This window comes from Novosphingobium sp. BL-S-21 (assembly GCF_055521655.1).
On record NZ_CM145496.1, the window covers coordinates 1,104,000 to 1,116,224 of the forward strand.

The window sequence follows — 12,225 nt, forward strand, 5'->3', positions numbered from 1 at the left end:
GCCTAGCGGAGGGCGAAAAGCCGTCCGGCAAGCCAGCCCATGCCCACCGAAACGAGGACCGCCAAGAGGCCATAGGCAAAGCCGTAGTTTTCTGAGAAGTTGGCGATCGCCCTTTCGAAGCCGAGCTTGCGCACCTGGACCTGGCTGCTGGCCGAAGCGACCACCCGCCCCCGCGAAATGGCATAAGTCTCCGCCGTATAGGTGCCGATGGGCACTTGCGAGGGCAGCCGGATGCGCGCCTGATAGAGCACCTGCTCACTCACTTTCACGCCGCCCTCCTCGTCGCGATAGAGGCCGTTGCGGCGATTGAGATCGACCAGGCCGTCGGAAAAGCGCGCCTGCTCGGTGGGATCGATGGCCCCGATCGGCGAGAGTTGCAGCCACTTGAGACCGAGTTCGTAGATCGCGGCCGTCTTGTCGTCGACGATGTCCTTGATCGGCCGGGTCGACGCCAGGCCATAGTAGGACGGCGCGGAACGCAATTCCGTGCTGTCCGCATTGATCCAGATGCCGGCGACTTTCTGCTTTTCGCGCAGGACGATGGACTGGGTCGGTCCCTTGAGCACGACCACGATGTCGTAATCCTGCGCAGCGCGGGAGCCTTCCGGCGTAAGGATCGCGCCGAACAGCAGCAATTCGGTGCCGGTGAAGCCTTGCCGCAGATCCACTTCGTGCTGGGACACCTCGGGAACCAGGATCGGATCGCGTGCGCCGCCGAGCGCCATGGCCGCGGCAAGCGCGAGGAACGGGGCCAGCCCGCGCTTCACAGCGGGGCGACCGTGTAGATCTCGTCCGGACGATAGCCCAGCCCGATCGCCATGCGCCCCGCGACCAGCAGCACGATGATCGCCAGGACGAGGCGCAGCTTCACCGGGCTCGCTTTCTGGGCGAATTGCGCGCCGAGTTGCGCGCCCGTGACGGATCCCAGCAGCAGCAGCGAGGCCAGCACGATGTCGACCGCATGGGTGGTCATCGAATGCATCATCGTCGTCGCCATGGTGACGAACAGGATCTGGTAGAGCGAAGTGCCGACCACGACATTGGCACTCATGCCAAGGATATAGAGCATCGCCGGCACGAGGATGAAGCCGCCGCCCACGCCCATCAGCATCGTCAGGATGCCGGTGCCCATGCCGAGCAACAGCGGAGCAAGCGGTGAGATGTACAGCCCCGAGCGGTAGAATCGCCAGCGCAGCGGCAGGCTGGCGACCATCGGGTGGTGGCGGCGCTTGCGGGCCGCGATGGGCACCCCGGATCGCTCCGCACGGATCGTCTGGATGCTCTCCTTGGCCATCAGTCCGCCGATCGAGCCGAGCATCAACACGTAGAGGATATTGATGACCGTATCGATCTGCCCCAGCCGCTGCAGCAGGCTGAACAGCGCCGCGCCGATGCCGGTGCCGATGATGCCGCCGGCCACCATGACCGTGCCCATGTGATAATCCACCCCGCCCCGCCGGGTATGCGCGAACACGCCGGAGACGCTGGCGCCGGTCACCTGGCTGGCCGCGGAAGCAGCGGCCACGGTCGGCGGGATGCCGTAGAAGATCATCAACGGCGTGGTGAGGAAGCCGCCGCCCACGCCGAACATGCCCGAAAGCAGGCCCGTGATCGCCCCCAGGCCAACGATGATGAGACCGTTGACGGAGAGGTTGGCTATGGGGAGGTAGACATCCATTCCACCCCTCTCGCTACCGCAGCATCCGCCGCTAGGAAAGCCGGGAATCAGAAACCTGCGGATAGAGTGACGGCAGGCCCCGAGCCGGGATCGGCATCGCCGGCGATACGGAACCGCCAGTCGACGGCAACCCTTCCGAATGCCCCGCGTCCCAGCGGCACGGCAAACGTCGCGCTCGGTCCGGCATCGAGCCGTCCGGCACCTTTTTGCACGCCGCCCCAGGCGCCTCCGCCCAGGCGTCCTTCCAGGCGCCCCACCGAGAACAGCCCGCGGTCGGCGCGAAACTGTCCGTCAGCAAAAGGCGTTGCGAACGTGCCGCCGACATAGCCCGCCTGCCCGTAGGCCTCGCCGCGCCAGCCCTTCGGCAGAGGAAACGGCGGAAGCTCGGTGATCGCCATGGCCGCCGGCTGGAAACGGTGCACGCCCCCCTGCTCCGTCAATCTGGCCTCGAGTGCGGCGATGACCGGCAGCTTCGGGAAAGGCCGGGCGGAAAAGCCCAGCGCGCCGGCGGTTTCGCGCATGACCGAACTCAGCGTCGTGGTCGTGCGCATGTAGCCCGTAAGGCGCCGCGGATCGTCCAGCGACAGGCGATAGCGCAGCACCGCGCCGGTCTGGCTGGCACCATAGGTCGCGGGCAGCGCGCCGTTGGTGATCCCCCCTGCACCGTTATGCCGAAGCAGCGCCCAGGAATCTCCGGACCATCGCTTGGGGAACGGCCTCGGTCCCGCGACAGGGGTTACGCTCGGCGGCGGGCCGGGCTGAGCCGCAAGCTGCCAGAGCGGCGGCAGGCCCGAAGGCATGCGCGACCCAGCTGCCGTGCCGGAAACGAACGCGGCCGGCGTGACATCGAAGCCACGCGCGCGCCACTCCGGCGCGCCGGGCAGGCCGCTTATCCCATACTGCATCGGGAGATCCTGACTCAGAGGAAAAGCCGCCGGCGCCCGGGTCGCTACTCCGTAACCCGGGCCGTTCACCCATACCGGCACGCGCACGAATACGGGATAGGGCTGGCTCGTCCTTGCCGGCATGGCATAACCCGGCCCGGCCATGCCCCGCTCCATCGCCAGGTATTCCAGGGGCGGATAGAGCCCCGAGCCGGGCGGCGACAGGGGGCCTTCAAGGGCATCATCGCTGCCGTTGCCAGCGAGACCTTGTCCGCCGCCGGTTGCGACCGGAGAAGCATGAACGATGTCTGCCTCGATCGGCAAAGGACTTTGCCAGGTTGAGATCCGGCCGCCCATCCAGCCTGCCAGCACTGCCAGCAAGGCCACGAGCGGCTGTCCGCGAAAAGGCTGTGTCAGGCTCATGCTGCCGCCACTCCGCCAAGCGAGGCCGGATGCGCATCGTGCCGGGTCTTGTCCCAGGTGACCTCGCCGCCCCTCAGCGTGCGGATGTAGGAGGCCAAGGCATCACGCCCGGCCATGATCGCGATGTAGTTGGCCACCGGAATGCGCAAGATGGCGCGGAAACCCTCGGCAACCCCATATTCGCGGGTCGTGAGTGCAGCGCGCACCACGCTGCGCCACACCAGGCTGAACAGACCGACCGCGATCATCCAGGCCAGCATCGGCGGCGGCTTCGTGGCGGTTTCCCAGCCCAGGATCCGCGGAACCCCGAGAATGCCCTCGACCAGGATGAGGGCATAGCTGCTGGCGAGCACGATCGCGGTGAGAGGCCCGCGCCGGTCACGCAGGGCCATCCAGGTATCTGCCGAACTGCCTTCCCAGCCGAGCCTTTCCCAGCCCTGGAAGGCGATGCCATGGATCCAGCGCGTCTTCTGCCGGATCGATTCGCGGAACCGGGCCGGGAAATAGGCCCGCGTCGCGACGAGTTCCCCTTGCTCGTCCCGCACGCGAAGGAAGCGCGAGCGCCCGCCTTCGCGCGATACCAGAACGCCCAGTTCGTAATCCTCGGTGAGACATTCCGCCGCGAACGGACCCGGATTGCCTTCGGCCAGGCGGCCTTGCGCGATCCGCTCCAGCATGTCGCGGCCGAACCCGCAGCCTACTCCTGCTGCCGGAATCGCCGCCCCCAAGGCATCGCGGACGACCAGCGACTTGGTATGGGCTTCGGTGAACTCGTCGAGATAGTGGCCGCCCACCCAGCGCGATGCCGCCTGCGGCTCCGGCCGTACCGGAATCTGCACGAAGTCCGCCGAAGCCAGACCTGCATCGACCACGGCCAGTTCGGCAGCATGGACCATGTCTTCGGCGTCGTGAAGAATGACGCAGCGATAGGCCCGGCCGCTCTGGCGTTCATCGTCGCAAAGCGCGCGGTAGAGCCGGTTCAGACAATCCGCCTTGGTGGTGGGTCCGGCGCGTTCATGGATGATCACCCGAACGCGCGCGTCCGTGCCCGCGCCCTCCATCGCTGCGCCGACAGTGGCGGCATCGTTGCCGTAGCAACCGACATAGAGCGTGAAATCGTCCTGCCGCCAGGCCGACAAGGCATGGCGGATCGTATGACCAATCACCTGGTCTTCCTGCCAGGCGGCAATGAAGATCGCCGCCTTGCCCCGCAGCGGCGCGCGGGCAGCGTCGCCCGTGATGCGCTGCGTCCGTGCCCGCCCCGTCATGCGGAACCATAGCCAGCAGCAATCGACCGCCACTTCGTCGAGAGTGCCGATGAGCACCCAGAAACCGGCGAAGAGCAAAAGCTCCTGCTCGATCATAAGCAGGCCTGAAAGCGCCTGCCGAACAAGTTCAACCAATCCCATGTTAGCCCCCGCTGGAGATCGGAATTAATCCCTGTCCCGGCTGTCGGAGGCACTGTCGCCAACCGATTCCCAAGACTTCCGTTGCGGGGCGGGAGGTATGTCCGGCGCCAGCGGCACACCAATGAACAAGCGTCTATTTCACAAAGTTAACTAACTTTTCGGGAACCCGTCCGAAAAGCCGCCGGGCGTTGCCCAATGCACTGAGCCAGCGTAGCCCGCGCCCGGCGGCGTCGGGTTTACCAGCTGCCGATGTTCGGCATCGATGCCCAGGGCTCGGCGGGATCGAGACGGCCGTCCTGCAACAGCTCGACCGAAATGCCGTCCGGCGTACGGATGAAGGCCATGTGGCCGTCGCGCGGCGGCCGGTTGATCGTCACGCCGGCATCGGCCAGCGTCTGGCAGGTTGCGTAGATATCGTCGACCTGGAAGGCGAGATGGCCGAAATTGCGGCCGCCCTCGTACTGCTCGAACGAGCCGTCCTCGGCCGGCCAGTTATAGGTCAGCTCCACTTCGGACTCCTCGCCCGGCACGGCAAGATAGATCAGCGTGAACCGGCCCTGCTCACTCGAAAAGCGGCGGGTTTCCTGCAGGCCGATCAGTTCGAAGAAGCGGATCGTCGCGTCCGGATCAGTCACGCGGATCATGGTGTGGAGGTACTTGGTCACGGAGATTCCTTCAACTTATCGCATATGAAAAACGGTTCATCGCGGATACACACCTGTTCGGCCATGCTCCGCGAGACTTCAGGGAGAAGCCGCGATGCCTGACACTAGCCCATCCGACCCTCGCCACTCCACCTCCTTCTTGCGCGATCCTGTCGTTAGGGGCTGGCTGGCGGCCTCCACGATCCTGGCCATCGGGCTGGTGGCCGGCGGCTATCTCCTTGGCGACGGCATGAAGCGCGCGCACCGGGCGGATCGCTCGGTGACGGTTCGCGGGCTGGCGGAGCGCGACGTCACGGCCGACCTTGCGACCTGGACGATCGCCTATTCCGCTTCCGCCGGCGATCTTTCGACGGCGCAATCGGGCGTCGAGAACGATACGCGGGCGATCGAGACGTTCTTCCGCGAACTCGGGTTCCCTGCCGATGCGCTGCAGCCGACCGGGGCCAACGTGCAGCAGAGCAAGGACAATGGCGTCGTCACTTTCACTGTCCGCCAGCGCGTCACCTTGCGCACTCAGGACGTGAAGCGCGCGCAATCGGCAGTGAGGCGTCAGTTCGAACTGGTGCGGCGCGGGGTCATCCTGGAGGAAGGTTCGGGCATGGCTTTCACTTTCACTCGCCTCAACGACATCAAGCCGCCGATGGTCGCTGCTGCTACCCGCGATGCACGGGCGGCTGCCGAACAGTTCGCGCAGGACAGCGGCGCCCAGGTCGGCGCCATCAAGAGCGCGACCCAGGGCTATTTCACCATCGAAGCGCGCGACGGCGATTCGGGTGGTGGCTGGGGCGTGTCCGATACGCCCTACAAGAAGGTGCGCGTGGTCACGACCGTGGACTTCTATCTCAAGTAGAGGCAAGCCCCGCCCGGATCGCTCCGGGCGGGTCCTCCTGCAAAACGCTTGTCGATCAGAACGAGGCGGTAAGCGTGCCCACCACGGTGTCGTCCGTATAGCTGTCGACCGAGACGCCGCTGACGCCGACATAGCTGATGCTGGCGGAAAGCGGGCCGAACAGCGTCATCGAGGCGCCGATCGAATAGTCGATGCCGGTCTTGTCGTTGAACGTCCGGCTGTCCGTGCAATAGTAGCAGGGCGAAAGGACGCCGTCGGTATAACCGAGGTGGCCGGAAACGGTGACGGGCGTGTTCGGAATGGCAACGTCGACATTGCCGTAGACGTAGAGGTTGTCCGACTTGCTGCCGTTGTTGTCGAGCAGGCCCTTCTGCTTCCAGTCGTAGGCAAGGCCCAGCTTCAGCTTGGCCGGTCCGACCTGCCCGCTGATCGAGGCGTAGGGCTCCCAATAGTTCGCGTCGCCGATCTTGCCACTGGGATAGACGTAATAGAGCAGCCCGGCGTCAAGCGTCAGGCCCGAGGTCACTTCGCCCGTCCAGCCGCCGATGAGATCGAGTTCCTGGTCGCCATAGACCGATCCGTCGCCCACGCCGTCGCCATCCACGTCCACTTCGCTGCTGTGAAGCGAGGAGGACCAGATGCTGGCGTAGAAACCGCTCTTGTGGGAGACGGTGATGCCGCCCTGGACGGCCAGATCACCACCGGAGAGCGAGACGCCGCGGAAGCGATAGTCGCTGGTGAGCGCGACGTTGCCGGTCACGGTCACTTCGGAAGGCGCGTCGGCCTCGTCAGCGAAAGCCGGAGTTGCTGCGATTGCACTGGATGCGAGCAGAGTGGCGGCGAAAGCGCCGCGGACGGACATAAACATGGTCATTCCCTCACTGAATTCTTCTTGGGGTGTCTCGTCCCAGCCTGCTTTGCCGCATCGCCTTTCTGTCTTGAAGGCGATTGCAGCTGCACAATATTGCTGCACCGCACCCAAGATTGGAACAAGAAAAATCTCATTCCAGAAACATTCGGGAAACCTTGTGTGGATTTTGGGCCACTACCCGCGAAGCCGGCACGCCTCGGCTTAATGCGTATGACGAAGGCCGCGTTGTGCTTGTGGGCATGAGCCGCGTTTCCTATAGTCGCCACCAACGCAATGCTCGCGAAGATCAGAAACCTCCTCGGCCGCGCTCCCAGCGCCCGCCTTCCCCAACTGCCCATTGGACAGCGCATCTATGCGATCGGCGACATCCACGGCCGATTGGACCTGTTCGAGCGCCTGATAGAGGCGATCGAGCGCGACGACGCCCAACGAAACAGTGCGCATAGCCTGGTCATCCTGCTCGGCGACCTGATCGACCGCGGACCGGACAGTGCCGGGGTGCTGGCCCGCGCCCGGCAATGGGCGCGCGAACGCGATGTCGAATTCATCCAGGGCAATCACGAGGAAATGCTGCTCGTCTCCCGCGACAAGCTGGACGCCTTTCGCAGCTTCCTGAAATTCGGCGGCCGCGAGACCATCCTGTCTTATGGCATGGACCCGCAATTCGTGATGGATGCCGAACTCGACGAACTGCAGCGCGCGGCGATGGAAGCCATCCCGCAGGACGATTTCGACTTCATCGACGGGTTCCAGAAGATGATCCGCGTGGGCGACTACGTCTTCGTCCATGCCGGCGTCCGACCCGAAACGCCGCTGGAAAACCAGCTGGGGCACGACTGCCGGTGGATCCGCGAACCGTTCCTCAGCCACAATGGGGAATTCGGCGGCTTCGTCATCCATGGGCATACGATCACGCAGGAACCGGAGATCCGGGGCAACCGCGTGGGTATCGACACCGGGGCCTACATGCACGGCCGCCTCACCGCCATCGGGCTCCAGGGCAGCGAGCGCTGGTTCATCCAGGCCTGCGAGAGCGAGGACGGGATCACGGTCCAGGTCGCTGCGGAAGCACCCGCTTGAGCGGTTCGCCCCCCCGCCTGAGCGGTTCGACAAAGCGTGCGCGGCGATCCGGCATCGCGCGTTGTCATGAAAATGCACCGGGGAGCCTGTAAGCCGGGTTTTGTACCTGGCGTGGTCTCCCCAAGGAGGGACCTTACGCCGCGGCGGCAGCCATTCCTCTAGGCGACGCATTGCTGCGCCGCTCAAGCGACCAACCCGGGCTGCCTGGGTCCGAAACGAACCCGCCGTTCAAAGACGGCGCGCAGCCCCTATTCGGTCTTGCTCCGAGTGGGGTTTGCCATGCCGCTTTCCGTTACCGGAAGCGCGGTGCGCTCTTACCGCACCCTTTCACCCTTACCTGCCGCAAGGGACGAACCCTGTTGGCGAGGCGGTCTGCTCTCTGTGGCACTTTCCCTAAGCTTCGCCGGGCCTGAAAACCCGACTCGCCCGGCGGGCGTTACCCGCCACCCTTGTTTCGTGGAGCCCGGACTTTCCTCGCGCGTCAAAAGACGCCCGCGGCTGCCCGGCCCCCCGGTGCGAGCGGTCACCTAGCACGGCCGCTGCCCTGCTCCAACAGCAGTTCCAAGAGAATCGCGCCGATTTCTCCATCGATCTGGCCGTCGATCAGTTCGGGCCGCCAGCGGCGCTGGAAAGCCGTGACTGCGGCGCGGCCGTCGGAAATGTCGTAGCCGAACCGTTCCAGCGCGAGATAGAAGGCGCCCGGATTGTCGTAGAACAAGTTCATCTTCGCGAGCGGGATCTTCAGCGCCAGCCCCAGGTCGCCCAGCCTGGCCCAGTCGAAGAACTCGCCGGGATCCTGTTTGCGGGCCGGGGCAATGTCGGAATGGCCGACGACGTTGCCGCGCGGAATGTGGTTGCGCTTGACGATATCGGCCAGCAGCGGAAGCAAGGCTTCCATCTGCGCTTCGGGAAAGGGACGATAGCCCCATTCGTGCCCGGGATTGACCAGTTCGATGCCGATCGAGGCCGAATTCACGTCGGTAACGCCCCGCCAGTAGGAGCGCCCGGCATGCCAGGCCCGCTTTTCCTCAGGGACGAGCGAAGTCACCGCGCCCGCCTCGTCGATCATGTAGTGCGCCGAGACTTCCGCCTCGGGATCGCACATCCGCTCCAACGCCTCGGCGGCGGATTTCATGCCGGTATAATGCAGCACGACCATCGAGATCGGCAACTTGCGCTCATTGAAGTTGGGCGACTTGACGATGGAATTGACAAGCCAGCGGTTCATCGTCGTCCTTCCGCCCTTCTCCGTTCAGGCCTTCACGCGCCGGGCAGCACGGCGCCGAGCACCAGCGCGTCGTCGGCCAGGGCATATTGCAGCTTGCCGCCCTGGGCATGGGCAAGTTGCTGGATCATCGCGGCCGGCGCGGTGCGGCTCGACAAGTCGCCTTCCGGCAGCGCGCCTTCGAGGGCGCGGCCGATGTCGCGGTCGAAAGCGATGCGCGGGCCGGCCGCACGCACGACGATCTCGCTCATGCCGTCGCGGAATTCCGCCGCGAGATCCAGCGTGCCGCCGCGCGGCAGCGCCTCGATGCCGATCAGGCCGAAGTTGAGCAGCGTCTTCACCGCCGGCTTGGGCAGCATATCGCTGGCGAGCGCCCAGTTCAGCACGATGCGGGCGTTGTTGGCCACCAGCGCATCGATCAGGGCGCGCGCCTCGGTGACGGGAACCATGTCGCCAAAGCCGCCCGCAGCGCCGAAGGCCAGGCGGAAGAACTTCAGCTTGTCAGCCGAAATCCGCGCGCTCTGGTCCAGCAGCTCGAAGCAGCGCTGGCGCATTTCAGGGTCCTTCTCGTCCGCAAGCAGCTCCAGCCCGTTGGTCAGCGCACCAACGGGACTGAGCATGTCATGGCACAGGCGCGAACAAAGCAGGCTGGCAAGTTCGAGCGAGCTTGTGGTCATGGAACGGGGACTTCCCTTTGCAGTAATCATTCGAGTTCAGGCCGTTGCGAAGGATCATTCGACAATACGGCTCGTGACGGCCGCAAATCCTTTCCCGGTATCGCGCCAGAAAGCAACCTGCCCGTCGGCTATGATCGCCCAAACGCGCAAATCCCCGGTGGAATGTTCGCAGTCCGTGGCGGAAGGCACGGGATCGCCGGTGGGGTGGGAGTGGTAATAGCCGATAACTTGCGGTCCGCCCTGGCGCGCGGCACGGTGTGCGGCCAGCAGGACGCGGGGGTCGATCTCGAAATGGCGCGCAGGCTCCGCGGCGACGTTGGCGGCGGGAATCGCGCCCGCGATCCGTTCGCCGTCATTTTCCCGCGTGCCCAGCAGGATGCCGCAGCATTCCTCCGGATGGGCACGTAAAGATTCTGCATGCAATCTTGCGATCAGCTCACTTGTCACTTCGACATTCATCCCCAAATCCTACAGGCAATGGGGGCTTACGAAAACATCATCGAAGGGTTCATCGGCAGCGAGGGCGGCCGTCTGGACAAGGCGCTGGCAGAGGCCAGCGGACTTTCGCGCGAACGCGTCAAGGCGCTGATGGGCGAAGGGCGCATAACGCTGAGCGGCAAGCCGGTCTCGCAGGCTTCGCTCAAGGTGGCGGGGGGCACCGCTTTCGCGATCGACGTGCCCGAAGCCGCACCGGCAGAGGCGGCCGCGCAGGACATTCCGCTGAACATCGTGTTCGAGGACGAATATCTCGTCATCGTCGACAAGCCGGCCGGTCTCGTCGTGCATCCGGCGGCGGGCAATCTCGACGGAACCCTGGTCAACGCCCTGCTCCATCACTGCCGCGGCCAGCTTTCCGGCATCGGCGGCGTGGCGCGGCCGGGAATCGTCCATCGAATCGACAAGGACACGTCCGGCCTGCTCGTCGTCGCCAAGACCGACAAGGCGCATGAGGGCCTGGCCGCGCAGTTCGCCGACCATTCGATCGCACGCGCCTACCGGGCCGTCGTGTCCGGGCGCCCCATCCCGATCGCGGGAACGGTGCGCGGCGCCATCGCCCGATCGAGTGTCAACCGCAAGAAGATGGCCCTGGTGGAGGACGGGCGCGGCAAGCATGCCGTCACCCATTACAAGACACTGGAAACGCTGAAGAACGCATCGCTCGTGGAGTGCCGGCTGGAAACCGGAAGGACGCATCAGGTGCGCGTTCACATGTCGTCAATCGGGCATTCGCTATTGGGAGACCCTGTATATGGTCGTACCCCAACTGCGATTCGTCCGATCCTCCAGCGACTCGGCTTCGTCCGTCAGGCTCTTCATGCCGCGGAACTCGGCTTCGTCCATCCCGTTACTGGAGAGAGAGTCCATTTCATCAGTCCGCTGCCCGACGACATGCAGACGCTGATCGATGAACTGCGAAACTGAAATCGGATAATTGTGCTATCTTGAACAGGTGGCCGCAAGCTAAGACGCCTCGCAAGGGTCTTCGACCGCGGGCCGACCGGAAAGGACGGATATTGTGAGCAAGGAACGTAATCTCCCGGCGGTGCCGGCACTGGGCGGTGAGCAGAGCCTCAACCGTTACCTGTCCGAGATCCGCAAGTTCCCGCTTCTCGCGCCCGAGCAGGAATACATGCTCGCCAAGCGCTACAAGGAGCATGAGGATCCGGCGGCAGCCGGCCAGCTGGTCACCAGCCATCTTCGCCTCGTTGCGAAGATCGCCATGGGTTACCGCGGCTATGGCCTGCCGGTCTCGGAACTCATCTCCGAAGGCAACATCGGCCTCATGCAGGGCGTGAAGAAGTTCGAACCCGATCGGGGCTTCCGCCTCGCCACTTATGCTATGTGGTGGATCAAGGCTTCGATTCAAGAGTACATCCTGCGTTCGTGGTCGCTCGTGAAGATGGGCACCACGGCCGCGCAGAAGAAGCTGTTCTTCAACCTTCGCCGCATGAAGAAGAACCTCGACGCTTACGAGGATTCGGATCTTCATCCGGACGATGTCGCCAAGATCGCTACCACGCTCGGGGTTTCCCAGCAGGAAGTGGTCAACATGAACCGGCGCATGATGATGGGCGGCGATGCTTCGCTGAACGTCTCCCTGCGCGAGGAAGGCGAAGGACAGTGGCAGGACATCCTGGCGGACGAACGCCCGCTTCAGGACGAAACCGTTGCCGATGCCGAAGAAGCCACCGTGCGCCACGCCATGCTGGTGGAGGCCATGGACGGCCTTAACGAGCGGGAGCGTGACATCCTGATGGAACGCCGCCTGACCGAAGACCCCAAGACGCTCGAAGAGCTGAGCCAGGTCTATCACGTCAGCCGCGAGCGCGTCCGCCAGATCGAGGTGCGCGCTTTCGAGAAGCTGCAGAAGGCGATGAACCGCATCGCCAGCGACCGCAAGCTCCTACCCGCGGGCTGAGCTTCGGCTGCAGGGAAATGAGAAACGGGCCGTCCGAAAGGGCG

13 protein-coding genes and 1 other RNA gene are annotated in these 12,225 nt (G+C 64.7%); 4 read left to right on the forward strand and 10 right to left on the reverse strand.

What is annotated here, in order from left to right; translation table 11 throughout:
* Window positions 1–2: 2 nt before the first annotated feature.
* The 5 genes from ACZ1J6_RS13525 to ACZ1J6_RS13545 form a co-directional block, all read right to left on the reverse strand.
* Window positions 3–725, reverse strand: a complete 723-nt coding sequence (locus ACZ1J6_RS13525) for a TIGR02186 family protein (RefSeq protein ID WP_132264180.1) — start codon at window positions 723–725, stop codon at window positions 3–5.
* Between the two features lie 38 nt (window positions 726–763).
* Window positions 764–1,678 (reverse strand): sulfite exporter TauE/SafE family protein, encoded by a 915-nt coding sequence (locus tag ACZ1J6_RS13530; RefSeq protein ID WP_132263452.1) that lies wholly within the window; start codon window positions 1,676–1,678, stop codon window positions 764–766.
* 47 nt (window positions 1,679–1,725) lie between these two features.
* Window positions 1,726–2,985, reverse strand: a complete 1,260-nt coding sequence (locus ACZ1J6_RS13535; protein ID WP_431566950.1) for a hypothetical protein — start codon at window positions 2,983–2,985, stop codon at window positions 1,726–1,728.
* A complete protein-coding gene (locus ACZ1J6_RS13540) occupies window positions 2,982–4,349 on the reverse strand; it encodes a glycosyl transferase family protein (protein WP_243654092.1) in 1,368 nt (455 codons plus the stop codon). Before ACZ1J6_RS13540 ends, ACZ1J6_RS13535 begins: the two co-directional genes overlap by 4 nt.
* A 281-nt stretch (window positions 4,350–4,630) precedes the next feature.
* Entirely contained in the window at window positions 4,631–5,059 is a 429-nt protein-coding gene (locus ACZ1J6_RS13545; protein WP_132263458.1) for a VOC family protein, read from the reverse strand.
* A 94-nt stretch (window positions 5,060–5,153) separates the two neighbouring features.
* Here ACZ1J6_RS13545 and ACZ1J6_RS13550 point away from each other — a divergent pair, with 94 nt between their 5' ends.
* Entirely contained in the window at window positions 5,154–5,909 is a 756-nt protein-coding gene (locus tag ACZ1J6_RS13550) for an SIMPL domain-containing protein (RefSeq protein ID WP_132263460.1), read from the forward strand.
* A 55-nt stretch (window positions 5,910–5,964) separates the two neighbouring features.
* Here the strand turns inward: ACZ1J6_RS13550 and ACZ1J6_RS13555 are convergent, their stop codons facing one another.
* A complete protein-coding gene (locus ACZ1J6_RS13555) occupies window positions 5,965–6,777 on the reverse strand; it encodes a TorF family putative porin (RefSeq protein ID WP_431566951.1) in 813 nt (270 codons plus the stop codon).
* Window positions 6,778–7,053: 276 nt separating this feature from the next.
* Here ACZ1J6_RS13555 and ACZ1J6_RS13560 point away from each other — a divergent pair, with 276 nt between their 5' ends.
* Entirely contained in the window at window positions 7,054–7,860 is an 807-nt protein-coding gene (locus ACZ1J6_RS13560) for a metallophosphoesterase (RefSeq protein ID WP_134093174.1), read from the forward strand.
* 73 nt (window positions 7,861–7,933) lie between these two features.
* Here ACZ1J6_RS13560 and rnpB read toward each other — a convergent pair.
* The 4 genes from rnpB to ACZ1J6_RS13580 form a co-directional block, all read right to left on the reverse strand.
* An RNA gene (rnpB, locus tag ACZ1J6_RS13565) (RNase P RNA component class A) lies at window positions 7,934–8,374 on the reverse strand.
* A gap of 9 nt (window positions 8,375–8,383) precedes the next feature.
* Window positions 8,384–9,088: an N-acetylmuramoyl-L-alanine amidase gene (locus ACZ1J6_RS13570; protein ID WP_132263465.1), complete on the reverse strand. Its 705-nt coding sequence runs from the start codon at window positions 9,086–9,088 to the stop codon at window positions 8,384–8,386.
* 32 nt (window positions 9,089–9,120) lie between these two features.
* The gene (locus ACZ1J6_RS13575; protein ID WP_132263467.1) at window positions 9,121–9,762 is read right to left on the reverse strand and encodes a histidine phosphotransferase family protein; all 642 of its coding nucleotides are present in this window, start codon (window positions 9,760–9,762) and stop codon (window positions 9,121–9,123) included.
* A 54-nt stretch (window positions 9,763–9,816) separates the two neighbouring features.
* On the reverse strand, window positions 9,817–10,221 hold the full coding sequence (locus ACZ1J6_RS13580) for a M67 family metallopeptidase (RefSeq protein WP_431566952.1): 405 nt from the start codon (window positions 10,219–10,221) through the stop codon (window positions 9,817–9,819).
* 18 nt (window positions 10,222–10,239) lie between these two features.
* On the opposite strand from ACZ1J6_RS13580, the gene ACZ1J6_RS13585 reads away from it, so the two are divergent.
* Both ACZ1J6_RS13585 and rpoH read left to right on the forward strand, forming a co-directional pair.
* Window positions 10,240–11,184: an RluA family pseudouridine synthase gene (locus ACZ1J6_RS13585; protein ID WP_132263471.1), complete on the forward strand. Its 945-nt coding sequence runs from the start codon at window positions 10,240–10,242 to the stop codon at window positions 11,182–11,184.
* Window positions 11,185–11,278: 94 nt separating this feature from the next.
* Complete coding sequence (gene rpoH / locus ACZ1J6_RS13590; RefSeq protein ID WP_132263473.1) at window positions 11,279–12,181, forward strand: RNA polymerase sigma factor RpoH; 903 nt, start codon at window positions 11,279–11,281, stop codon at window positions 12,179–12,181.
* Window positions 12,182–12,225 lie beyond the last annotated feature (44 nt).